Source organism: Desulforamulus ruminis DSM 2154 (assembly GCF_000215085.1).
In the GTDB taxonomy this organism is placed as follows: Bacteria; Bacillota; Desulfotomaculia; order Desulfotomaculales; family Desulfotomaculaceae; genus Desulfotomaculum; species Desulfotomaculum ruminis.
The window spans coordinates 1,669,566-1,691,747 of sequence record NC_015589.1; the positions used below are offsets into that span (position 1 = coordinate 1,669,566).

The window sequence follows — 22,182 nt, forward strand, 5'->3', positions numbered from 1 at the left end:
TGGTTAAAAATATTGCCTATCGGTTATAAAACATGACATAACTTTGTCAGGTTTTATAGCTTATACTATGAATACATATTAAAAAACAAGATCTGAATTACAATTCTCAGGAGGGTACCGTGGGCGAACCTTTAAAGGACATTTACACCCTAGAGTTTTTATCTGGTTTTGGCGAAAAAGTACGGGCAGTGCAGGATGGCTTTGACGTGGAGGGTTTCACCGCAGCGGTGATGGCTTGGCCCTGGGAGACGCTTCCTTTGAAAGCCCGCATGGGCCGGATTGCAAAAATCTTGGGGCAATTTCTGCCGGATGATTTTGATAGGGCGCTGGAAGTGCTGTTCTCCATTGATGAAAGCTGCACCGGCTTTCCTTATTTATTCTTTCCCGAATTTGTGGTGATTTACGGGCAGGCAAAGGAGCACTGGCATCTGTCCATGAACGCCCTGGAGCGATTTACCCAGCGGTCCTCCTCGGAATTTGCCATCCGGCCGTTTCTGTTGCGGGAGCCCCAGCGGGTGATGGAACGGATGATGCATTGGACAAAACATTCCAACGAACATGTCCGGCGTTTTTCCAGCGAAGGCTGCCGTCCGCGACTGCCGTGGGGTATCGCGCTGCCCATGTTTAAACGCGACCCGTCTCTGGTGCTGGCCCTGCTGGAGCACCTGAAAGCGGACCCTTCTTTATATGTGCGCAAAAGCGTTGCCAACAATCTTAACGATATTGCCAAGGACAACTCCGGCGCTGTTCTCAGCACGGCGCGCCGTTGGATTGGTGTAAATCCGGACACAGACTGGATTCTGCGCCAGGGCTGCCGCACCTTGATCCGCAAAGCCAACCCCGAGGCCATGGCGCTGTTTGGCTACGCAGGTGTTTCAAAGGATAAACCGCTGTTTAAGGATGCCTCTCTGTCGGTTCAACCGGCTGAATTAAAAATCGGGGAAAGCTGTAAACTGGAATATACACTGAACCTATCCGGGAATGATCCGGTACATATTCGTCTGGAATATGGCATTGATTTTGTGAAATCTAGCGGCAAGCAATCCCGTAAACTCTTTCTGTTAACGGATAAAACCGTACCCGGCGGAACCTGCCTGGCGGGAAAGCGCGTTCACAGCTTCGCGGATCTTACCACCCGCCGACACTACCCCGGCGTCCATCGAATTGTACTGCTGATCAATGGACTGGAAGCAGCCCAGACTACTCTACATGTCACAGGAGGTTAAAAAATGATTGTAAACAATTTGCTATTAAAGCTCAAAAACAGAGATGCAGACAGTATTAAAAAGACACAAGCCCTTTTGCTCGGCATGAAAGGAAAAATCGAGGTTCTTCTTGATCTGCAGGCGGAAACAAATATTCGTCAGGGGCGGTCCGCATACGACATCATGCTTATTACAAAATTTAAATCCATGGAGGATATGGAAACCTATCTTGCCCATCCCGTACACCTGGAGGCTGCTCAATATATTGTCAGCGTGCTGGATGCCCAGGCTTCCGTATGCTTTGAGATAAAAGCCGAATAGAGAGAAAGCATTTGCTCCCGAAACAGCATTGACAATGCTGTTTCTTTATGATAAATTCATAACGGTGTTATGAAACGATGTTATGAATTTGGAGGAAGGTCTTTATGGCAAAGCAGATTGAAGGGGTTTATGAAAAGGTGTTGGAATGCGCCAAGGCGGAGTTTCTGGAAAAGGGCTTTCAGGAAGCTTCTTTGCGGACCATTGCCAGAAATGCGGGAACCAGCACGGGATCTATTTATACCAGGTTTTCCGATAAAAACGGTTTGTTTTCCGCCATCGTTTCCCCCGTAGAGGAGGAACTGAAGGCATGGTTTTTAGCAGAGCAGGAATCCTTTGACCGGCTTCCCTCTAATCAGAAAAAAGAAAAAGCCTTGAAGTCCTCCGCCCATAGAATCAACGCCTTTACGGATCGCATCTATCGGCATTTCGATATATTTAAGCTGCTTCTCACTTGTTCTGAAGGAACTCCCTATGCAGACTTTCTCCATGAACTGGTGGAGATGGATGTGGCATATACCGTCCGGTTTATTGAATCCATCGGAAGTGACGCGCTGTCTTCGGGAAGGCTCACCGACAAGCTTCTTCACATCCTTTCCAGCGCCTTCTTTTCCGGCATATTTGAAATCGTTGTGCATGATATGACCAGAGAGGAAGCCGATATTTATATCACCCAGCTATGGAGATTTTTCCTATCGGGCTGGGAAAGCATACTAACGAGAAACAATGAGGTTCTTTTAAAGCCTTAACAATTTTCACCTGAGTTGGCTTACTTAAGTGGAATGGAACAAACGAAAAAGAAAAACAAAAGGAGTTTATTTTGACGGGAGGACTCTAAAGATTATTTGGCCGGATTCCGATTTACTGCCGCAATGTTGTGGAACCGGTGCATGAATGTTTACAGGCAGCTTAGCGTGGGAAAATATAGGTCCCACCGGTGAAAATGAAACCGTCAGCATTGAGGGTAGGGCAGCAAAGTTAAACCAAAAACGGTTTTGAAAAAGGAAGGGGTGTCTTAAAATGGGTTTTAAATCTATTTTGAGACACCTCCATTGCTTACCGGTTTCGTACAAAAGAATTTTTTCATCAAAAAAGGTCCGGCGGAAGATCGCTTGGTTCCGCTTCCGCACCCGATACAGTCTATTGTGCTTACATGAAAGGATATGGATCGAAAACCCGGGGCAATAAAAGGTATTGAAACTTTATGATAGAAAGGAGGAGGCACGTAAAATGGAAATCCAACTCAACAAGCTGGCGGGGCATTTTGCGCGCACCGCTTTTCAGGTGGAAGGAGTGTATCATTACAGTATTGATCCGGGGCGGTGGGGGTGTGGGAAAACCGCGCCGTTTCCCGGCTTCATTCTTCCGCTGGGAGGCCAGGCGCAGTTCCATTTTGACGGGACTCCCTATTTAGCGGGTGTGGGAAATGTGATTCATGGCGGTGCCGGTATGAGCTTGGACAAGCGAGTGATCGGCAATACAAAATGGGAATACATTTTAGTACTTTACGATATCCGCAAGCCCGAACCGGAAGGGTTTACCTTGGAGAAGGCACATTTCGAGCTTATCACAGGACAAAGTCCCCGCCTGGCAGAGCTGCTGCGACGCTTATGGAGGGTATCAAGGCAGCCCGGTTCAATCCCCGCTTTCCAAAGGGAAACGATGTTTCGCTGCGTGTTGGAGGAGGTTTTTATCTGTGCACGCAATCAAACCAACGGCGGCGATCAATCACTATTTAAACAGGTATCAGACTACATCCATGAATATTATATGGATACCTTCACTATCCGAACCGGCCTTTTATTAAGCAGGATGTTGAGGGCTTTGGGAAACACAAAGCTGCCGGAAGGGAGGGGGAATGGCCATGGGGCTGCATCGATTTAAACCGCCAATGTCCGGCCGGATGGGAACCTTATGGACGCTTGCTTCTGTCCGTGATGCCGCTCTGATTGAATACGGTTGTATGGGGCACATGCTGTATGGCCGGGTATTTCTGAACCAGGCGGGAATATCCGAGGCGTGCAGGTTATATTCAACGCACATTGACGAAACCGATATCTCCCTGGGAGATACCCGGCGGCTGAAAGGCGCCATTGACGAAATTATAAAGGGTGATAAACCGAAAATCGTTTTTTTACTGCCTTCTTCCGTTCCAACGGTTATCGGAACCGACCTGCCCGCCGTATGTGAAGAATTACAGCCGGAATATCCCGATGTCCGCCTGCTTCCCTTTGGCTGCGGAGGTTTTGACGTCTGCGGACATCACGGCGTTCAGGAAGCGCTGTTACTGCTTGCCAAAACGCTGCCCAGGGATACGGAGAAAACACCGAGGTCCACCTTTAATCTGATCGGTTCCTGCGCCGATCTGTTCCGCTTTCAGGCTGACGCAGAAGAACTTGTCCGCATTATGCAGGGTGCTTTCGGCATGCAGCCCCTTTGCGTAATGACTTCGGACACCTCTGTGGGACAAATGGAACAGATGGGCGGCGCCCATATCAACCTGGTCATCCGGCGAGAGGGAGAGCCCGCCGCGAAACATTTGAAAAAACGGTTTGGAACGCCGTATCTGTTGGAGCGGCCGTACGGCATCGAAGGAACGGTTCAGTGGATAAAAAAGATAGGGCAAATATCCGGCTTAACGCCGGATCACAGCTTTATTCGGGCTGAGGCAGAAAAGGCTAAAAATCAAATGTCTTCGGCCATGCCCCATTTCAAATATGTTATACGATCACACCCCGATGAAGCGACGATTTCCCTGGGCGGTCACGCGGATGTGGTAAAAGGCGTTCTCTCTTATGCCGTAAAGGAGCTATCTCTGATCAAAGGCTTTTGCTGGTGCGATTGCCCCAGTATGGCAAGCGAAGAGATCCCCTATTTAACGGAAGCTGAGTGGACAAAGACGATTGAGTCCCGGAAAAAGGGGCTGCTGATGGCCAGCGGAGAAGCTTTGAAATGGGCAGACCGCAATATGGATCTTCAAATAGCCAACCCCGATACGAAATGGAGATTGAGCCCTTATGAGCCGCCTTTTCTGGGATTTCGTGGAGCCATAAATTTGGTCAGCTTGTGGATCAATGGAATTATAGAGCAAGACCATGATTAAACCTTTACACCAGTTGTGGGCATGAAATAGCCTGTCTCGGGATCTCTAGTTTATGTGGTTACTGTTGAGCCGGGTGAAGCGAGCGAGTTATTATAAAACTAAGGAGCGTTGCGTTGGAGATTTGTAGGGGTATTTATTCTCAAGTGCAATAAATAGTATCAGGCATACGGCACGCACTAGCATCAGGTAGTATATATTCCATCCGTCGTTAAAGAGGAGAATTCCCCTATTCAAAAGGATGGCATCAAAAGAAAAATAGATGAAGAAGGGAACCAGTTTCCAATACCATTTTTTCAAAACGCAAATAAAGAAGACGCAAAAGAAAGACAATGCGGCGTTATAAAAAACGGAGAATACTCCGGAGTCCCGATAAAGGTTTTCAAACCAGCCGACGAATGTATATTGCCATCCGGCAAGCAGAAGAAGGGTTACAGGAAGTTTTAATGTAACCAATAAAATAAACCAGAAAACGATATATCTCAAAATACCCCTCCGTTTGCTTTTTAACTGGACGAACCATCTTTTCATTAAAACGCAATAAATGAAAACGGCAACGCTGGTCATCCAGGTTTCCCACCAATTATGCTGATAGATTCCCAGATGCACATAGAGAAGGTCCAAAAGTGTAAAGATAACGGTTATTAATACAATCCAGCGATAGCGCAGCGAGTAAGCCACTACCAGCAGAGCGGTCGCAGGCCATAATAAAGCATTGGGTACGATATGCCCAAAAATGTTTTCCGCATAGTAATCCGTATAAACGCCGGGCTTATAAGAATAGCTTTTAAAAAAGAGCAATACAATCATTTCACCTATAAAAGCGATCATCATGGCAAACAAAAAAAATGATATGAATTCATAAAAATTCTTTTTCTTATATATAATGAAAATTGTCATTCCAACGCCGATAATCCCAAGGGCGCAATACCAATAGATGGCTGCCATATACTTCACCTCAATTGCTATGCAACAAAGCTATTAAAGATATTCTTAACTCTTTTAAATGAAGTATACCTTTGGAACAAAGGACGCCGCCATAAGCCATCGCAGGACAGTACCATTCTATATTGTCATAGCCCTTTACTAGGTGTCAGAATTAAAAAACCGTTGACAACTCTTCATGCAGAAGAGTTTCAACAGCTTTGCCGGTTAGTATTTTGTTGTTAATCTATTGCGCAGGGTTCAAATCCAATAAAAAGGCTCCAAACTATGTTTTGCATAACGGAAACGTATTTTGATAAACTGGTTAACAGCAAAAAAAGCCTATACTAAAGGTTTTTCTTTGCTGTATCTATTTTATTAGCTTTATATGAAAAGTTAGGTAAAAAGATGCCTATGAATCGTTTAACTTATTTCATGCAGGTGCTAACCTTTTTTTAAAATAAACCCTTTCATATCCATTTTCCTCTCTTCTGGAGTATTCAGAGTAGCCAAGCTTATGATAAAAGGCTATATTTTCGATCATCTTGACATTCGTGTAAAGCCGAATTTCATCGTAATTATTTTCAGAAGCATAGTGTTCAGCAAATGCAATCAACTGTTTCCCAAAACCTCTACCCTGGTATGCCGAGAGCAAGGCCACGTTGTCAAGCAATATATAGCCATCAAATTTCTTTAATACCAAGGCACCTACGATTTCTCCACAGAATTCCCCGCAGAAAACCTTTTCATCTACGATAAGGGGTAAATAATCATTGAGCATAGGCCCAGGTTTTTTTCCTATCCGAACAATGTATTTTTCATAAGCATTCTGTATACATGTGACAATGGCCGCTTCGTCGGCGGGGTTTGCTTTTCTTATTTTTAATATTGCCATGCTTCAGTACGCCTCCCTAAAATAAAAATACGGGCTATCCTTTTGTTTGAAGATTTTTTAAAATTTCATGATAGCGTATTGTTGCCAATACACTTGTTTCACCCTTTTTACAGAAAGAAAGCCCGGCCAGCTTCGGAACAATGCGTTCAACCACAATCTGCCCATCCACCATTTTGGATTCCAGTGTTTGCAAAGCTTCGAGAAAACGTTTGTCCTTCTTGGCCCGGTTGTAAAAGGATAAGACATAGACGTATACAAAAAGGTTGTAGTTTCGGAAGGGGTATTCCACCTGCATGAATAATGTGCCGATTCCATAGTGGCATGGGCCAATGGGTTTCCTGATGGTCCAATGCTCCAGCAAAAAATCCACGGCCTTATCAAGGGCAGGTTCCTTGTTGAGATAATTGCTAAAGCGGAACGCATTCAGGGCAGTAAGTGTGGGGAAGGGATTTGAATGCTCCGTTTCTGGCCCCCGGCCAAAGCTGAATTTATTGCAGCGCCAGCCACCGTCTATATATTGGATATCTAAAAGATGCCGGAAGGTTTTTTGCAGTCTGGCATCGGAAGCATACCCCAGGTGACAAAGTGCATTGGCGGCGTGGATGGTATGGCATGGATAAATAGAACCTTTAGGGTATATCTTGAAACGTCCATCATCCAGCCAAGTACTAAAGAATAATTCGGTAGCCCCTTTCAGCAAAGGATCGGTAGGTTCCATACCCAATTCCAGCAGGAAAAGTACGCTCTCCAGAGTTGAGAACGGGGCTCCTTTTAGCAGACGTTTGTCGGGTGTAGTCCAAAGATCGCCTCCATTATCGTATCTATGAGACAATATCACTTCAACATCTGATGCATATTGCTTCTCTACAGCCACTTCTCCCACCTCTCTCAAGACTAAGTGTACATTATATAAATAATCTGCACTTAAGTATATCAAAAAAACATAAAAACAAAAGAACCCAAACCACGAGGTTTTAAGTTCTTTGCTTCATTACTGAATGTGTCATTTGGTCAGAATAGATGCAAGGGAAGATAGTCCGTATTCACCGATAATTTGAATTTTTAATCAAATACGCTATTCTGAAATGAGGCAATCAAGGTTTTTTAGGTCAATTTTATCAACTTCTCTAAGCTTATATCCGCTATGAAATAGTTTTTGAGCTTCCGCAGAAATACACGGAATAATTCGCTCTTCAAACCAAGCACTCGAAAACCATTCTGCTTTAAAATCATACCAATCATCATTTAATCCAGCCTGTTTTGCACTTCCATCTTCACTTATTATTAAAGGATGTATATCTATATATCCCAATTCCGGATGATACAACTCAATGCGTGTCGGACTCCAATCCGTTGTAATCTCATAGCCTTTTCCTTTTAATGTATCTAATAAAATCTCTGTAAATTTCCCATCAAAATCTACATCAATATCTCTGTGTTCTCTGTTTTGTTTCCCAAGTAAAATATCTACACCCCAGCCTCCATCTATCCAATATTTTATTTTTAAACTATCCAGCAAATCCAAAACTTCCATTAGATTTTCCTTATTGGTTATTTCTTTTTTGACCATAAAAACTCCTTGTCACAAATTATTGTTTATCTGTTTTGTTATATCCAGCGATCTTCATTTATTATAACATAAAAAAACCAAGCTAATAAAAATGCACTCCTTGCATCTTTATTAGCTTGGTAACTATGGTGCGGCAGAAGGGACTTGAACCCCCACACCCTAACGGGCATAAGAACCTGAATCTTACGCGTCTGCCAATTCCGCCACTGCCGCATGGATAAACTTTGAAGTTACTCAGTGCATTTTGAATTATAACAAAAAAATTCCCATGCCGCAATCATAAAGTTGCAAAAAAATTCCCGGTAGCTATACCGGGATAAAAGGGTAACTTTCAAGTGTACTATTATTATGATTTAGTTTGTCCAATTGTACTGACATCCAAATGACAAAAGGACCTGTAAATACTTGTACTGCCATCCATATATTAGAAAAATATTCGCATCCGTTCAGGAGACAATATCAATAAAGTTAAAGTTAAAAGGAGTGAAGGAAGTGCGCAAAAGGATCAAAGGCTGGGTGAAGAATCCGGGAAGCGCCGGGGAAGCGTCGTTGGTTGGAAGAACCGGAGGATATCACGATACCTGGGAGACAGGAAAAGCCCATTTTAAGAAATACCAACAAAAATTAAGAGGCGTTAACCGTCCTGCTGAATAAAAAACGAGAGCTTATGCTCTCGTTTAAGTTGGCTGGGGCGGCTGGATTCGAACCAACGAATGCCGATTCCAAAGACCGGTGCCTTACCGCTTGGCGACGCCCCAGTATGGTGGAGGGAGAAGGATTCGAACCTTCGAAGTCGTCTGACGGCAGATTTACAGTCTGCTCCCTTTGGCCGCTCGGGAACCCCTCCATGTATTTAATTTGGTGACCCCTACGGGATTCGAACCCGTGTTACCGCCGTGAAAGGGCGGTGTCTTAGGCCGCTTGACCAAGGGGCCTTGCTTGCATGTTTTTATTGCGACGGAGTTTATTATAACAAAACAATAGTACAATGGCAAGTCTTCAGGAAGTAAAATTTAATCAAAAAAACACTATTTATTACCTAATTGTAAAGGTGCTAAACTATGTTAAGAATTATTTTTAAATGTAATCTTTTTGTAAGACTTTAGTTAACCAAAATCAATCCATATTTGATATGATCCTAATGTAATCATGTTGCTCAACGGAGGTGCCTGGGTGAGAGAGAAACTAATTGAGTTACTCAACCAGAATGAAGATAGGGTTATTGAAAAATTAATTAACTTTGCTAAAGCCGGTGGTTTCACCCGATTTACCTCCACCCGCCATGATGATTGGCATTTATCCGTGCGGGAAATCATTCAGGGCCTAAGCACGTATTTGATGAAGCATGCGGATGATGTTGTCAATGTTCACGATGCGGCTGAAAATCCGGCCTGTGAATTTGGGGTAAGGTGTGCCAGGATGCACCGGGCCCGAGGAATTACCTTAAAAATGTTTTTAGGACTGTTTAAATATTATCGCCGCGCTTATCTGGATATGGTAAATGAAAGTTATTTGACTGCGGAGGAAAAACAAGCTGCTAAAAAATCCATGAACACCTATTTCGACCGTCTTGAACTGGGTTTTTGCAGTGAGTGGGCCGGAGAGGGAAAAGACTCCCGGATTCATGAATTGCAGTTGGTCAACCGGCATCTAACGAATGAAAAAAATAAGCTTAGAACAATTTTTGAAAGCATGACCGAGTGTGTCTTTGTGGTAGATCCTCAAATGTGCATCACTGAAATAAACAGTGCGGCTGCCGCTTATTTCGAGGTTCAGCCGGAAGAAGTTATTGGTATGACCTGCTCCAGCCTTTTAGGGTGCGATTGTAAACAGGAAGAATGCCATCTTTACATTGCAATGAATAAAGCCGGTTGCTATAAGGACGTGGAGGTTGAGGTAACGACCAAGAGGGGCCGGAGGAGATTGTTAACCAGCGGCTCTTTTCTTCATGATATCAGCGGCAAATACGCCGGCGGGGTGCAAGTATTCGTTGATGTTACCGAGAAATACCGTATGGAGCAGGAACTGCGGCTGCACATGCAGGCAAACAATAGCTCCAGCGAATGTATTACCATCTTTGACGAGAGTGCCCAATTGATTTATGCCAACCCGGAAGCGGAAAAAATGCTGGGAAAAGGCATTAAGGAACTGCTGGGTTTAGGGATCGAAGATGTCTATCCTGAAGGAGAAAGAATTCTCTTTTTTCTGATTCGGGGCAATTACTGGCGCGGGGAATTATTGTTGAAACAGGGCTTAAAGGAAATCATTATTGAAGTTCATGCAACCCCCATCCGGCGCTCAATTGGTCAAATCATAGGATTCCATGTGGCGGCTAAAGATATAACCGAACAAAAAGCCATTCAAATTAAACTACAGCAGGCCAGGGAGGATACCGAGCGGGAAGCTGCCAAACTCAGGGCCATTATTTCCATGATGGGCGCGTTCATTGCTCTGGCGGATGCCGAAGGGACTATCACGGAAGTTAATGAAAAAGTGATAACCATGACCGGGGAAAAAAAGGCCAATATTATAGGAAAGAAGCTGTGGGATATCCACCAGGGGGACACCCTGGAAAAAGTACAGGAGCTTATAAAAAAATATCAAGAACAGCCTAATCAGCCCCCCCTAACCTTTACCCGTATTTTCTGCGGGCATGATGTGATTATGAATATTCAGCCCATCTACCGGGATGCTAATTACGATGGCATTCTGCTGATGGTGATTGATGTCACCGAGGTGGCGGAGTCCAAAAGACAGGCGGAACAGGCCCGGGAAATTGCGGAAAAGGCGAGTCAGGCCAAGTCTGAATTTTTAGCCAATATGAGTCATGAAATACGGACACCCATGAATGGAATCCTTGGTTTTGCAGAGGTTTTAGCCCAGCAGGGGTTGAATCAGGAGCAGCAGGAAAGTGTTAAGATTATCCGGCAATGCGGCGAGCAATTAATGGACTTAATCAATGATATTTTGGATCTTTCAAAAATTGAATCCGGAAAACTGATCCTGGAAGAAACTGTTTTTAGTTTACGTAAAATGATCTATGAAACGGTCAATGTCATTGAACCGATTCTAATGGAAAAGAATGTAGAGATGAAAATATCCATTGATCCGCATTTACCGGATTATTTAAAAGGAGATTCCTTCCGCATTCGCCAGATTTTAAACAATCTTCTCTCCAATGCGGCGAAGTTTACCCATGAGGGTTGTGTTGAAGTGAAAGTTCAGGGAGAAAGGACCCTGGAGAAAACCGATCATCGAAATTTTGTACTAACCTTTATCGTATCGGACACCGGGATTGGCATTCCCAGCGATAAACTGGCTGAAATTTTTGAGACCTTTACCCAGGCGGATGGTTCAACCACCCGAAAGTACGGCGGAACAGGCCTTGGATTAACCATCAGCCGCAGCCTTACAGAACTGATGGGCGGACAGCTTCAGGTACAGAGTGAATTTAAAAAGGGTTCGCAATTCTCTTTGACCCTTCCGGTGGCTTTGGTTCATGTGGAAAAGAAGCTTGCGCCGCAGCAAAGAAAAGAAGGTTCTACCCGGGAGGGCGTGGTTTTAGTTATTGAAGATGACTGGACCACCAAACAACTAATCACCAATTACCTGGAAAAGGCCGGTTATACGGTAATTGCCACGGACCATGGCAAACAAGCCCTGACCCTGGCTAAGATTTACCAACCGGATGCTATTATACTGGATATTCTGCTGCCGGATCTCAGCGGCTGGGATATTTTAGTCAAAATGAAAAAGACGGAAGAAATACAACAAATCCCTGTGATTGTTTGTTCGGTGCTGCCGGAAAAAGAAAGGGCTTTTTCCTTGGGCGCTGTTGACTATATAGAAAAACCAATCTCAGAAGAAATATTGATCAGCCGTTTGGAAAAACTTACGTTATCGCGAACAAGTGAAGATACCCACATTATCCTGGTGGATGACGACAAGACGGCATTGGAGTTTCTGCGCTGTGTCATTGAAGGGGCGGGTTTTAAACCCCACCCATTTATGTTGGCCCAGGAAGCCTTAGATTTCATCTTTCGCCACGAACCGGTCCATGCCGTTATTTTGGATTTGCTCATGCCTGGGATGGATGGCTTTGATTTTCTGGATCATTTAAGAAGCAATCCAAAGTTCAAAAGTTTACCGGTTTTAATCAATACCGGGAAGGACCTGACGCAACAAGATTATCAAAAGTTAAATGATAAGTATGAAAGAATCCTAAACAAGAGTTATATTCATCCGGAAGCGTTACTAAGGGAGCTAAACCTATTAATCAGAGACGGGGTGCAAAGAAAACCAGTGAATCAGAAAATGAAAAAAGGACCGGTGAATGTCCTGCTGGTAGAGGATAATTCATTCAACCAGAAACTGATTGAACACCTGTTAACCGGCGACGGATATAAGGTTACCATGGTGGAGAATGGACAAGAGGCTCTAGCCGCTTTGGACCAAGGAGAATATGACATTGTATTAATGGATATGCAGATGCCGGTTATGGATGGCTACGAGGCCACCAGGCAAATTCGCAATATGGAAAAGTATAAAAAATTGCCGGTGATTGCCCTGACCGCCCATGCCATGAAAGGGGATTGCGAAAAGTGCCTGTCGGCAGGGTGTGATGATTATCTGGCTAAACCGGTGAACAAAGACATGTTGATTAAGACAATCAAAAAATTTACCGACTCTCCTGCAGAGGAGTCCCGGGGGAAAAAAACCAGGATTAGAGATAAAGGAATTGAACTGTTGGTGCCCTGGTATTTGCAGGATCTGGCAGGTGAAATGGATAAGTTAAAAGAGGCGGCACGCATCAATGATCTGGTCACTGTGCGATACATCAGTCACGGATTGAAAGGCAGCGGGGGGGCTTACGGTTTTCCCGAGCTTTCCAACCTGGGTGCGGAGATCGAACGAGCCGCCGTCAATCAAGATCTGGAGCTGGTAAGAAGCCTGGTAAACCAACTGCGGGAGTTATATACGGAAATTTTAGAAGAGGAACTTTAAGTTATAAAGCCCGGATACCCCGGAAAGATTATCCGGGGTATTGGCTTGTGAAAAATTATATTTGTCCAAATTGACAGGAAAATGACGAGCTATAGGCGAATACCATAAAAAACAAAACGGGAGAATGAATAACGGAACGGGAGTGAAACCATGAAGATCAATGTTGAACCGATTGCAGACCAGGAATTAAAACCCTTGTATCAGGATGCTTCTCAACTTGGTTTTGGCCGTATTTTTACCGACCGTATGTTTACCATGAGGTATACCGATGGCCGATGGACCGATGCCAAAATCGAAAAATACAAAAATTTTAGTTTAGACCCTTCTGCCTGTGTATTTCACTATTCCCAGGAAATTTTTGAAGGAATGAAGGCGTATGCCGCTGAAGATAACAGGTTGCTGCTGTTTAGACCGGAACAGAATGTGCGGCGCATGAACCGCTCCGCAGAGCGACTGGTGATGCCCGCCATTCCAGAAGAAACCATGCTGCAGGCTATTGAAGAGTTGGTTTTGACGGAAAAGCGGTGGATTCCTAAGGCTCCGGGCACATCTCTTTATATCCGGCCTACCATGATTGCGGCCGAACCCTTTTTAGGGGTACATCCTTCGGCGGAATATATTTTCTTTATTATTTTGAGCCCTGTGGGGGCCTATTATAAAGGTGGATTTCAGCCTGTCCCCCTTTATGTGGAAGATACCTATGTGCGGGCTGCGGTAGGTGGTGTTGGAGATATTAAAACCGGTGGTAATTACGCAGCCAGTTTATTGGCCGGATATCAGGCGCAGAAAAAAGGTTTTTCTCAGGTACTTTGGTTGGACGCCAGAGAAAGGAAATACATTGAAGAAGTGGGCGCTATGAACATGTTCTTCGTTTTTGGCAATAAATTGGTGACCCCGGCCTTAACCGGCTCCATTCTACCGGGGATTACCCGGGCTTCGGTCCTCGAACTGGCCGCACATCTGGGTTTGACCACAGAGGAGAGGGCCATCACCATTGATGAAGTAATCGAGGGAATTCAAACGGGAGAAATTACCGAGGCCTTTGGTTCAGGGACTGCGGCAGTGATCTCCCCGGTTGGATCGCTTTTCTTTCAGGGAAAAGATTACGTCATTAACCATAATCGGGTTGGAAGCGCAACGCAAAAGCTTTACGATACCTTGGTGGATATTCAATACGGTAAAGCAGAGGATCCCTTTGGCTGGGTAAAAGTTATCGGTGAACTATAACCACTATAAAAAGGGGCGATAAGCCCCTTTTTATTTACAAATAAGAATCATAACATTCTTAAAAATTAAACAATTTAAAATATTGTAAAAAAATTAACCTTTTAGGCAGGAATTTTTACGCTGATATAGAAATATAGAATATACATATTATAGTATAAGGGGTGTTCCTATGGTAACCCTTTTAGAAGATTTGGCCAAAGATAAGGAAAAATTTCTGGCTTTTCTGCAGTATTTAATTGATAGCGGCAGACTAACAGAGGAAGAAGTTATTAATTTGGTGCGGGAACAGCAGGTATTTTTAGAAAGGAAAAAGGATACTGATCTTCAAAAAAGTAGTGATTAAATTATTATTAAATTTTTTATTTTCATTTTTTAAACTCTTTTTTGGTTACTTAGCAGGAGATGCTTGTGAAATGTCGAATTTGTCTTTAATGTGACAAGTAAGGGGGTCATCGATATTTACAAGCTGCAGGAATTGCTAAGCGAGAATGAAGATATGCTTATGTGCTTTCTAAATTATCTTCAGTTAAATAAAAAAATTACTGATGATGAAATTAAGGTTTTTTTACAGCTCTATGAAGAACAAAAAAGCGATCAGGGAAAAGAGAAAGAAAAAAGAAAATATAAAAGCTTAAAAGATCTGCAATTTATAAAATAATTACACCGGTACATCTGGTGTAATTTTTTTATGTCTTTCGATAAAAATAAAAAGAGAATGACTGTTCCAACCTGCTAAAAATTTTCCACAAACTTTAAATACCATATTCGGCCTATATTTTTCCATATGCTTGAAATTCTACAAGTGAATAAGTATATTGTTAAAGAAAGAATTTTTCTTAAAGGAGGCAAATTCATGCTGGGAAAAAGGAGAAAGCCATTTTCCGTTATAATACTCAGTTGCTTATTGTTGTTGCTGATTCCAGCGGCGGCACTGGCTGTGGATATTCGGGATGAGGCAGCAACAACTGTGATTGATTCCGGGGAAACGGTAAAGGGGCCTGGTTTTTACAGCGGAAATGTAGTGGAAATAAACGGTACCATTGACGGATCACTTTTTGTGGCGGCCCAGAAAGTACACATTAGCGGCAAAGTAAAGGGAAATGTTTATAGTGCTTCGGAAGAGATTCAAGTATCGGGTATGATTGAAGGCACTTTACACAGTGTAGCCCGCAATATAAGCATTGGCGGTCAAGTAAACGGAGATGTTTTAACCGCTTCTGAAAAAATATCCATTCTGAGAGAAGCGGTACTGAAGAGGGATGTTATGTCCGTTGCTTCCCAAGTAGAACACGATGGAAAGATTGAGCGCCAAATGCTGGCTGCTGCCAAGCACATGATGATATCCGGTGAAGTAGGGGATGACACAAGAATCACGGCAGAAAAATTAGCTATACTGGACTCGGCCAGTTTGCACGGCAACCTTGCTTATGAAAGCCCGGTTCAGGCAACCGTTGAAAGTAAGGCGAAAATTACCGGAGAAACGCAATGGAAAAAGGCTGAGACAAAGGAGACTACGGAAAATCAATTACTCAACCGGTTTGTTTCCCTACTCCTGGGTGTGGCCGGCGCCTTGCTGGTCTGGCTGATTGTTATTCTTTGGCGCCCGAAGCTCTGGCTTGCTATTGCCAGACCTATCTTTGAACGCCCTTTGGCTTCCCTGGGGGCAGGGGCTTTGACGCTGGTGCTGATTCCCCTGACCGTACTTCTATTAATGCTGACTGTGGTCGGGATTCCCTTGGCAGTTGTCCTGGGGTTGATTTACGGCATCTCTTTGTATATAAGCAAAATTATTGTTGCCGTATGGGCCGGTTATTGGCTGGCCAATCGCTTTAACTGGTCCCAACGGCACAAGGGCGCCTGGTTAGTCCTGTTGGGACTTGCAATTCTTGCCTTGCTGACAAACCTGCCCTATTTCGGTCTGTTCTTTAGCCTGCTGGTTCTATTCGCAGGACTGGGAGCCTTGGTATTATCCCAATGGAGGCAAGGGGACGGCCCCGCTGCTTCCTAATGCGGATCCGTCAGCCTTTCCATTGGTTAAGGATGGAAGCGATGGCAATTTCTAATTTAAAACATTAAAGTTTTGCAGGAAAGGAAAATAGGTCTATACTAACTTTAAAGAAACTGTAAACCCCGCTACCTGATACCTTTCCAAATAGAGGGAGAATGATTATGGAAATGATAAATACCCGGTACGGAATACTTCAGGGAGTTTCCTATACGGATTACCATCCAAATGGCATGCTGAGAAATTGTGTGGTGGTGGAGCCTAATGAATTGCCCACTCCCTATGGCGTTTTGGTGCCCCTGTATAAAGACAACGAAATTCGCAGGAAAACCGGTAAGCCCATGACCTTTTATCCCAACGGGTGTTTAAAAAACCTTCCCTTGCAAAAGCAGACGGATATTTCAACGTCATTGGGAATCTTGCCCGGCGAATACCTGAGCTTTTATGAAGACGGCTCCCTGCACCGGGTGTTTCCTTTGGATGGCAAGTTATCAGGCTACTGGAATGAGGAAGATGAACGCCAACTGGCCCATGAAATGGAGTTTCAACTTTTATGCGGGCAGTTCAAAAGCAAAATTATCGGGGTTCAGTTTTATCCCGAAGGCTTTTTAAAGAGCGTCACTCTGTGGCCCGGAGAGGTGGTTGCCATCGAGTCGCCCCTGGGTCCGATGGAGGTTCGGACAGGGCTTTCCTTTTACCCGCGAGGGAGGATTAAGTCTTTGGAACCGGTTCGACCCACGCCGGTACTCACTCCTGTGGGCATAATGCATGCTTATGATTGTCAGTCTTTAGGATTAAGCGGGGATGCCAATTCCCTTTGCTTTTCCGAAGAAGGAACCCTGGTTTCCCTGTTAGCTTCTACTGATCAGTTAGAAATAACCGGCAAAGACGGAGAGAAGCACCTGTTTCAACCGGGTCACAAGCCAAATCTTTTCAATCCGGAGGTTATGGACCCCATACCGTTGAAAGTGGAGTTCTTTGGCAAGGGTATTCGCTTATACCAAGATAGAGTAAAGGAGTTCCACCTTCAGGAGTATATCATTAGGGTAAAACCTTTGGAATTGCAAATGAGTTGTTCCGGCTGTGCTGGCTGCACAGGCTGTAACAGCCTGCCATTGGGTTAAAAGCGGAAATGGGACGGGGCAGTGTAATATGTTTTTCATAAAAGCTGATTCAGAGGTTGCGGTCATCGTAATTCATGAGATTTACGGGTTAAATAAGCATATGGCAACCTTTTGCAATAAGATAGCTCAACAACAGATGGATGTGTTTTGCCCGAATTTATTGAATAAAAATAAACCCTTTGACTACCGGCGAGAGAATAAAGCCTACAGTTATTTTATTGGCCATGTGGGTTTTAAAGATTCGGTTGCCAAAATTACAGATCTCAATCAATCCCTTCGCAATCAATATCGTTCTGTTTATGTAATCGGTTTTAGCGTGGGGGCCACCATTGCTTGGTTGTGCAGTGAAAACGAGCAATGGGATGGGGTGGTTGGCTATTATGGTTCCCGGATTAGGGATTATATGGATATTAAGCCTCGTTGCCCGGTACTATTGCACTTTCCGGAACAAGAAAAATCCTTTCATGTGGACGATTTAATAAGGACTCTGTCCCAAAAAGAAAGCACGCAGGTGCTTAAATATGAAGGCCTGCATGGATTTGCCGACCCTTATTCAAAAAATTATTGCAGGGCTTCCTGCGAAAGGGCCTTTCGACAGACACTTCACTTTATTAAAAAATCTACTTTTTAATTCGCTCAAGACATCAATTTACAGTAAGGCAGCAGTGCATCTGAATAAAAAGTGACGCCGGGGACCGCGGTAAAACGGGTTCAGATATTAAACGAACCGTAATGACATTTTAAAGTGTCATTACGGTTTTTTTTATCCATATGAGAAAAAGCTAAGGTTTATCGACAAAGAATTGTTGTATCAACACAAGGTTTACTTGTTTGTCATCCCCGCGACCAATCGGTATGATTGTAATAAAGATAATTATCACAATGATGACTGAGCTCGGAAATCAAAAATAACTGCAGGGGGGCAATGATGTTATGGATAAAACCATCTCCAACGAAAAAATATCCAATAACTATTTTGATGGCTTAAAGGTATCCAACACGCATAAAATACTTTTCTTTATCATTATGCTCGCTTATTTTTTCGAACAAATGGACAACTGGAATTTTGGTTTTATTGCCCCGGCGCTAATGAAATCCTGGGGAATCACCATGACAGATGTAGGCAGAATCCAATTTGCCTATTTTGTAGGAATGACCCTGGGTGGGCTCACAGGCGGGATAATCTCCGATCTCATCGGTCGCAGGAAAACATTCCTGGGGGCCATCGTGTTGTTTTCACTGGCCTCAGTGGTTAACGGTCTTACCAGCGACCTGACAGTATTCACCATTTCCAGGGCTTTAACCGGATTTGGCGTCTTTTGCCTTATGGTGACCTCCCAGGCCTATATTGCGGAAATGGCTCCTGCCGAAAGCCGAGGTAAGTGGCAGGGACTGGTGGCTGCGGTGGGATTCTGCGCCGTTCCCTTTATCGGGGCCATGTGCAGGGCGGTGGTACCTATGCATGACGATGCCTGGCGTTATATTTTCTATCTGGGCGGGCTTGGATTGATTGGATTTCTTATCGGGCTCAAATATTTGAAAGAGTCTCCCCGCTGGCTTGTGGCGCAAAAAAGGCTGTCAGAAGCAGAAAAAGTAGTAGAAGAAATTACCGGCATAAAAGTGGACTTGACGGAAGCTGCGGCCAAAATATCTCCCAGGAATAAGGTAATGGAAGTGCTGATAGGCATGTTTTCTAGAAAATATATCAAGAGAACACTGGTGGTATTGTCTTTCATAGCGCTTACCACTCCCGCCACCTTTGTGGTGACTGTATGGACGCCTACCCTGTTAAGCCAAAGAGGTTTAAGCCTGGAAGACAGCCTGATGGCTTCTACCATTCTAATGATTGGGGTACCGGTAGGATGCTTCCTGGCCTCACTGATTTCCGACAAGGGCGGCAGGAAAATTCCGCTGGCCATATTAGCTGTTTTGATTAGCTTATGTGCTGTTATTTTTGGTCAAGTTAACGGATTTATTCCCATTGTTTGTTGCGGTTTTGTCCTCATAGCCTGCGTTATGGCCTTAGGTTTTGTAAGCTTCAGCTATATTGCCGAACAGTACCCCACTAAAATGCGTAACACCGCCACCGGCTTTCATAACGCTTCGGGACGCATGGCCACTTCAGTTATCCAACTGGCCGTACCGGTGGTTTTTGCCCAGCACAGTTTTGCCGGAGTCTATAACATGGTGGCGCTATTAGTCCTTCTGCCAGTGGTGCCGTTGTTAATCTGGGGGATGCGCACCGGGGGCAAATCACTGGAAGAAATCAGTTAGTTCCTGTCCGAAAGGGGCAAATCACTGGAGGAAGTGGCCTAAGTAACTTAATTTCCTGAATGAAAAATAAATAAGGCTGATTATGAAAGTGACCATAATCAGCCTTTATGCACTCTTTTTCCGGTTAGTTTGTGGGCCGCAACAAGTTTAAGAATGCTAAGAAAACCCTCGGTGACAGGATTTAAAGAGTTAATAAAGCACCCGTAAATCAATTTAAAGCTGTTTTCGATGGGGACGGTGATAATGGCCTCATCATCAAGCAGTCTGAAGTCTGAAAAACTTGTAAGACCAACGGCTTTGCGATCCAGAATGGCTTTTTTATAAACTTCCACATAACTGGTTTTTACAGAGATATTTAAAGAACTGAGATCCTTAAACATGTGTTTAATCATACTCAGGTAGTTTTCGTGGCTGTATAAAGCAATGGGATGAGCGGATAGTTCTTTTATGGTAATGATTTTCTTTTTGGCCAGCACAGAGGTTTTAGCCACACAGGCCAGCAACGGATTTTCCGATATTTTTTCAAAGGTGGCATTCACTCGAAGAATCTGCTCCTGATAGGAATAGTCCGGCAGAATCACTAAACCAATATCCACAACGCCGTCGTTTATTTGTTGGATAATTTCAAGGAAGTGCTGCTTTTCTTCAACCTGAACATCCACCTGTGGAAACTTCCGGTTAAATGAGTCCAATACTTCAGGTAAATAGTTGTAACTTACGTTGGGCGCAGCACTGATGGACAGATGACCCTTTATGGATTGCACGTTGGTATTGGTCAGTGGCTGCACCACCTGCAACAGTTCTTCATATTTTTGAACGATTTCCAGAGCCTGCTCAACCACGGCTTTACCGGCGTCGGTTAAGGTCACTCCGTGACGGTTGCGGTGGAGCAAGGTAACGTTTAAATCGTTCTCTAATTTTTGAATAATTTGGCTTAAGCCCTGTTGGGAAATGAAGAATCGCTTGGCAGTTAGCGAGATGGATTCTGTTTTAGCGATATCCACCAAATAATTTAAGTGCTGAATGTCCATTCGCATACTCCTTTCCCAGGAAATGATTGATCCAGTTGTATACAGGCCTAGCTTATCATAAGCTTTTTATTTAATCAAGAAACCCTATGGCTAAAGCAACGGGCTGAAAAACCATCTTTACAAGTAGCCCACACTACCGATTTATTCGCCGGCAATATGTTAATCTTGGGGCAAAAGGGCAGTGAAAACTTTCCCAAAGTTGATTAGAGAAAAGCAAAGAAAGGAATGTGAACATGACAAAACCCATCGAAGAACTGACTTTCCTTAACGACCTTCATTACTTCCACGAACATACCTGGGCTAAAGTTGAAGGAGATTTAGTTAAAATAGGGATTACCGATTTTGCCCAGGACAGTTTGGGCAGCATTATCTTTGTCGAACTACCCAATCCGGGCGAGGTCTATGATCAAGGAGATGAATTTGGACAGGCTGAATCAGCCAAAACTGTTTCAGCACTCTATATGCCCGTGAGCGGTGAAATTGTTAAGGTCAACAGTGTACTGGAGGACGCCCCCCAAAATGTGAACGAAGATCCCTATGGTGCCGGCTGGATGGTGATTGTAAAGCCCAGCAACCCTGCTGAAGTAAAAGAACTGCTGTCTAAGGAAGAGTACCTGAATCAGATTAAGTAAAAGGAGGGATGAAATATGAGTTTTACCATTTACACAGCCACCGGCTGTACCCGTTGTAAAATCATTAAACAATTGATGGATGAACGGGGGATTGTTTTTGAAGAGCAAGATATGAAGGCCGAAGGAAAAGAAGCCTTTCAAAAGTTTTATGCTGCCAACCGCAAAGCTATTTTTCGCGGCCCGGAAGGTGTGGAGTTTCCCCTGCTGACCGACGGTACCGCCATTCGTCAGGGTATTGGCGCTTCCATCGCCTATCTTCTCTCCGGCAATAAACTGGACGGTTTTTTTAGCGCAGGCACTTTGCATAAAGAATGGGTGGACGGAATCCATGTTTCTGGCGGCGACCCGGTATATGCTGCAGACTTTATGGCTGTTCTGAGGTACCTGAAAGGCAATCATATGAAACTGCAGATCGATACCAATGGCTTAAACAGCCAGATTCTTCAGCAGATCCTGGATGAGCAACTGGCTGAAGTGGTTATTATGAATGTATTGGCACCCAGGGAACTTTATCGTTACATGGTGGGTTCCAACATGGATATTGTGGAAGTAGAAAAGACCATGACCCTGGTTACTCAGTTTCCCGAATATAAATTTCAGACCCTCGTAGCTCCCGTCCTGCGTTCCGAAGGAGAGATTGGTTATCTTACTGCCAAAGAGGTAGGAGAGACCGCTAAATTCATTGCCGAGGTAACCGGCAGTATGAAAAATCCTTATCTGATTAAGCGCTTCAATCCCAAAGAATGCAAGGATGAACGCTTTAAAACCGTGAAACCCATGGCGGCGGAGGACTTATTACCTTACCGCACGGCCGCCAGAAACCATCAGGTGTTTGTGGAAGTGGAAAAGGCTTAAGCCTTAATATAAAAAGTA

The 22,182-nt window shown here is 44.1% G+C and carries 20 protein-coding genes, 4 tRNA genes and 1 pseudogene; 16 read left to right on the top strand and 9 right to left on the bottom strand.

The features are described 5' to 3' along the window. Positions 1–119: 119 nt before the first annotated feature. The 5 genes and pseudogenes from DESRU_RS08360 to DESRU_RS08380 all read left to right on the top strand — a co-directional run bounded on the left by DESRU_RS08360 (position 120) and on the right by DESRU_RS08380 (position 4,626). Positions 120–1,226, top strand: coding sequence for a DNA alkylation repair protein (locus DESRU_RS08360; RefSeq protein ID WP_013841674.1), 1,107 nt, complete (start codon positions 120–122; stop codon positions 1,224–1,226). A gap of 3 nt (positions 1,227–1,229) precedes the next feature. Then, positions 1,230–1,526, top strand: a complete 297-nt coding sequence (locus DESRU_RS08365; protein WP_013841675.1) for a Dabb family protein — start codon at positions 1,230–1,232, stop codon at positions 1,524–1,526. A 104-nt stretch (positions 1,527–1,630) separates the two neighbouring features. Further along, positions 1,631–2,272, top strand: a complete 642-nt coding sequence (locus DESRU_RS08370; protein WP_013841676.1) for a TetR/AcrR family transcriptional regulator — start codon at positions 1,631–1,633, stop codon at positions 2,270–2,272. Between the two features lie 481 nt (positions 2,273–2,753). Next, positions 2,754–3,317 (top strand): annotated as a pseudogene (locus DESRU_RS08375) (AraC family transcriptional regulator); the annotation flags it as partial. A 70-nt stretch (positions 3,318–3,387) separates the two neighbouring features. Next, the gene (locus tag DESRU_RS08380) at positions 3,388–4,626 is read left to right on the top strand and encodes a nitrogenase component 1 (protein WP_013841678.1); all 1,239 of its coding nucleotides are present in this window, start codon (positions 3,388–3,390) and stop codon (positions 4,624–4,626) included. Positions 4,627–4,716: 90 nt separating this feature from the next. Here the strand turns inward: DESRU_RS08380 and DESRU_RS08385 are convergent, their stop codons facing one another. From DESRU_RS08385 to DESRU_RS08405, 5 genes are all read right to left on the bottom strand, one after another. Next, positions 4,717–5,571 (bottom strand): hypothetical protein, encoded by an 855-nt coding sequence (locus DESRU_RS08385; RefSeq protein ID WP_013841679.1) that lies wholly within the window; start codon positions 5,569–5,571, stop codon positions 4,717–4,719. A 409-nt stretch (positions 5,572–5,980) separates the two neighbouring features. Then, a complete protein-coding gene (locus DESRU_RS08390) occupies positions 5,981–6,442 on the bottom strand; it encodes a GNAT family N-acetyltransferase (RefSeq protein ID WP_013841680.1) in 462 nt (153 codons plus the stop codon). 34 nt (positions 6,443–6,476) lie between these two features. After that, positions 6,477–7,325 (bottom strand): prenyltransferase/squalene oxidase repeat-containing protein, encoded by an 849-nt coding sequence (locus DESRU_RS08395; RefSeq protein WP_420794913.1) that lies wholly within the window; start codon positions 7,323–7,325, stop codon positions 6,477–6,479. A gap of 192 nt (positions 7,326–7,517) precedes the next feature. After that, positions 7,518–8,012 carry a nucleotidyltransferase domain-containing protein gene (locus tag DESRU_RS08400; RefSeq protein WP_013841682.1) on the bottom strand — a complete coding sequence of 165 codons (495 nt, stop codon included), beginning with the start codon at positions 8,010–8,012 and terminating at the stop codon, positions 7,518–7,520. A 126-nt stretch (positions 8,013–8,138) separates the two neighbouring features. Next, positions 8,139–8,225 (bottom strand) — tRNA-Leu (locus DESRU_RS08405). 279 nt (positions 8,226–8,504) lie between these two features. Here DESRU_RS08405 and DESRU_RS20795 point away from each other — a divergent pair. After that, the gene (locus DESRU_RS20795) at positions 8,505–8,666 is read left to right on the top strand and encodes a hypothetical protein (protein ID WP_187290627.1); all 162 of its coding nucleotides are present in this window, start codon (positions 8,505–8,507) and stop codon (positions 8,664–8,666) included. 29 nt (positions 8,667–8,695) lie between these two features. Here the strand turns inward: DESRU_RS20795 and DESRU_RS08410 are convergent. The 3 genes from DESRU_RS08410 to DESRU_RS08420 all read right to left on the bottom strand — a co-directional run bounded on the left by DESRU_RS08410 (position 8,696) and on the right by DESRU_RS08420 (position 8,947). Further along, a tRNA-Gln gene (locus tag DESRU_RS08410) sits at positions 8,696–8,770 on the bottom strand. A gap of 3 nt (positions 8,771–8,773) precedes the next feature. After that, positions 8,774–8,859 (bottom strand) — tRNA-Tyr (locus DESRU_RS08415). Positions 8,860–8,871: 12 nt separating this feature from the next. Then, a tRNA-Glu gene (locus tag DESRU_RS08420) sits at positions 8,872–8,947 on the bottom strand. 238 nt (positions 8,948–9,185) lie between these two features. On the opposite strand from DESRU_RS08420, the gene DESRU_RS08425 reads away from it, so the two are divergent. The 8 genes from DESRU_RS08425 to DESRU_RS08455 all read left to right on the top strand — a co-directional run bounded on the left by DESRU_RS08425 (position 9,186) and on the right by DESRU_RS08455 (position 19,646). Beyond that, positions 9,186–13,016, top strand: coding sequence for a PAS domain-containing hybrid sensor histidine kinase/response regulator (locus tag DESRU_RS08425; RefSeq protein WP_013841683.1), 3,831 nt, complete (start codon positions 9,186–9,188; stop codon positions 13,014–13,016). A 150-nt stretch (positions 13,017–13,166) separates the two neighbouring features. Then, positions 13,167–14,243 carry a branched-chain amino acid aminotransferase gene (locus tag DESRU_RS08430; RefSeq protein WP_013841684.1) on the top strand — a complete coding sequence of 359 codons (1,077 nt, stop codon included), beginning with the start codon at positions 13,167–13,169 and terminating at the stop codon, positions 14,241–14,243. 169 nt (positions 14,244–14,412) lie between these two features. Next, positions 14,413–14,586, top strand: coding sequence for a hypothetical protein (locus DESRU_RS20800; protein ID WP_013841685.1), 174 nt, complete (start codon positions 14,413–14,415; stop codon positions 14,584–14,586). Positions 14,587–14,676: 90 nt separating this feature from the next. Next, positions 14,677–14,901, top strand: a complete 225-nt coding sequence (locus DESRU_RS08435; RefSeq protein WP_013841686.1) for a hypothetical protein — start codon at positions 14,677–14,679, stop codon at positions 14,899–14,901. Positions 14,902–15,096: 195 nt separating this feature from the next. Beyond that, a complete protein-coding gene (locus tag DESRU_RS08440; protein WP_013841687.1) occupies positions 15,097–16,251 on the top strand; it encodes a polymer-forming cytoskeletal protein in 1,155 nt (384 codons plus the stop codon). Between the two features lie 161 nt (positions 16,252–16,412). Then, positions 16,413–17,372 (top strand): toxin-antitoxin system YwqK family antitoxin, encoded by a 960-nt coding sequence (locus tag DESRU_RS08445; protein ID WP_013841688.1) that lies wholly within the window; start codon positions 16,413–16,415, stop codon positions 17,370–17,372. Positions 17,373–17,400: 28 nt separating this feature from the next. Next, positions 17,401–18,003 (top strand): dienelactone hydrolase family protein, encoded by a 603-nt coding sequence (locus DESRU_RS08450; RefSeq protein WP_013841689.1) that lies wholly within the window; start codon positions 17,401–17,403, stop codon positions 18,001–18,003. Positions 18,004–18,305: 302 nt separating this feature from the next. Further along, complete coding sequence (locus DESRU_RS08455) at positions 18,306–19,646, top strand: MFS transporter (protein WP_013841690.1); 1,341 nt, start codon at positions 18,306–18,308, stop codon at positions 19,644–19,646. Between the two features lie 98 nt (positions 19,647–19,744). On the opposite strand, the gene DESRU_RS08460 is transcribed toward DESRU_RS08455, so the two are convergent. Beyond that, positions 19,745–20,677 (bottom strand): LysR family transcriptional regulator, encoded by a 933-nt coding sequence (locus DESRU_RS08460; protein WP_013841691.1) that lies wholly within the window; start codon positions 20,675–20,677, stop codon positions 19,745–19,747. A gap of 233 nt (positions 20,678–20,910) precedes the next feature. Here DESRU_RS08460 and gcvH point away from each other — a divergent pair, with 233 nt between their 5' ends. Together gcvH and DESRU_RS08470 are read left to right on the top strand one after the other, a co-directional pair. Next, positions 20,911–21,309, top strand: a complete 399-nt coding sequence (gene gcvH, locus DESRU_RS08465) for a glycine cleavage system protein GcvH (RefSeq protein WP_013841692.1) — start codon at positions 20,911–20,913, stop codon at positions 21,307–21,309. 15 nt (positions 21,310–21,324) lie between these two features. Further along, on the top strand, positions 21,325–22,164 hold the full coding sequence (locus DESRU_RS08470) for a hypothetical protein (protein WP_013841693.1): 840 nt from the start codon (positions 21,325–21,327) through the stop codon (positions 22,162–22,164). Positions 22,165–22,182: the final 18 nt, after the last annotated feature.

Bases quoted from the DNA above. Each gene is read 5' to 3' on its own strand.
- DESRU_RS08450 (WP_013841689.1), top strand. From the start codon at position 17,401: ATGTTTTTCATAAAAGCTGATTCAGAGGTTGCGGTCATCGTAATTCAT.
- DESRU_RS08400 (WP_013841682.1), bottom strand. From the start codon at position 8,012: ATGGTCAAAAAAGAAATAACCAATAAGGAAAATCTAATGGAAGTTTTG.
- DESRU_RS08440 (WP_013841687.1), top strand. From the start codon at position 15,097: ATGCTGGGAAAAAGGAGAAAGCCATTTTCCGTTATAATACTCAGTTGC.
- DESRU_RS08455 (WP_013841690.1), top strand. From the start codon at position 18,306: ATGGATAAAACCATCTCCAACGAAAAAATATCCAATAACTATTTTGAT.
- DESRU_RS08430 (WP_013841684.1), top strand. From the start codon at position 13,167: ATGAAGATCAATGTTGAACCGATTGCAGACCAGGAATTAAAACCCTTG.
- DESRU_RS08380 (WP_013841678.1), top strand. From the start codon at position 3,388: ATGGGGCTGCATCGATTTAAACCGCCAATGTCCGGCCGGATGGGAACC.
- DESRU_RS08365 (WP_013841675.1), top strand. From the start codon at position 1,230: ATGATTGTAAACAATTTGCTATTAAAGCTCAAAAACAGAGATGCAGAC.
- DESRU_RS08470 (WP_013841693.1), top strand. From the start codon at position 21,325: ATGAGTTTTACCATTTACACAGCCACCGGCTGTACCCGTTGTAAAATC.
- DESRU_RS08390 (WP_013841680.1), bottom strand. From the start codon at position 6,442: ATGGCAATATTAAAAATAAGAAAAGCAAACCCCGCCGACGAAGCGGCC.
- DESRU_RS08460 (WP_013841691.1), bottom strand. From the start codon at position 20,677: ATGGACATTCAGCACTTAAATTATTTGGTGGATATCGCTAAAACAGAA.
- DESRU_RS20800 (WP_013841685.1), top strand. From the start codon at position 14,413: ATGGTAACCCTTTTAGAAGATTTGGCCAAAGATAAGGAAAAATTTCTG.
- DESRU_RS08445 (WP_013841688.1), top strand. From the start codon at position 16,413: ATGGAAATGATAAATACCCGGTACGGAATACTTCAGGGAGTTTCCTAT.
- DESRU_RS08370 (WP_013841676.1), top strand. From the start codon at position 1,631: ATGGCAAAGCAGATTGAAGGGGTTTATGAAAAGGTGTTGGAATGCGCC.
- DESRU_RS08385 (WP_013841679.1), bottom strand. From the start codon at position 5,571: ATGGCAGCCATCTATTGGTATTGCGCCCTTGGGATTATCGGCGTTGGA.
- gcvH (WP_013841692.1), top strand. From the start codon at position 20,911: ATGACAAAACCCATCGAAGAACTGACTTTCCTTAACGACCTTCATTAC.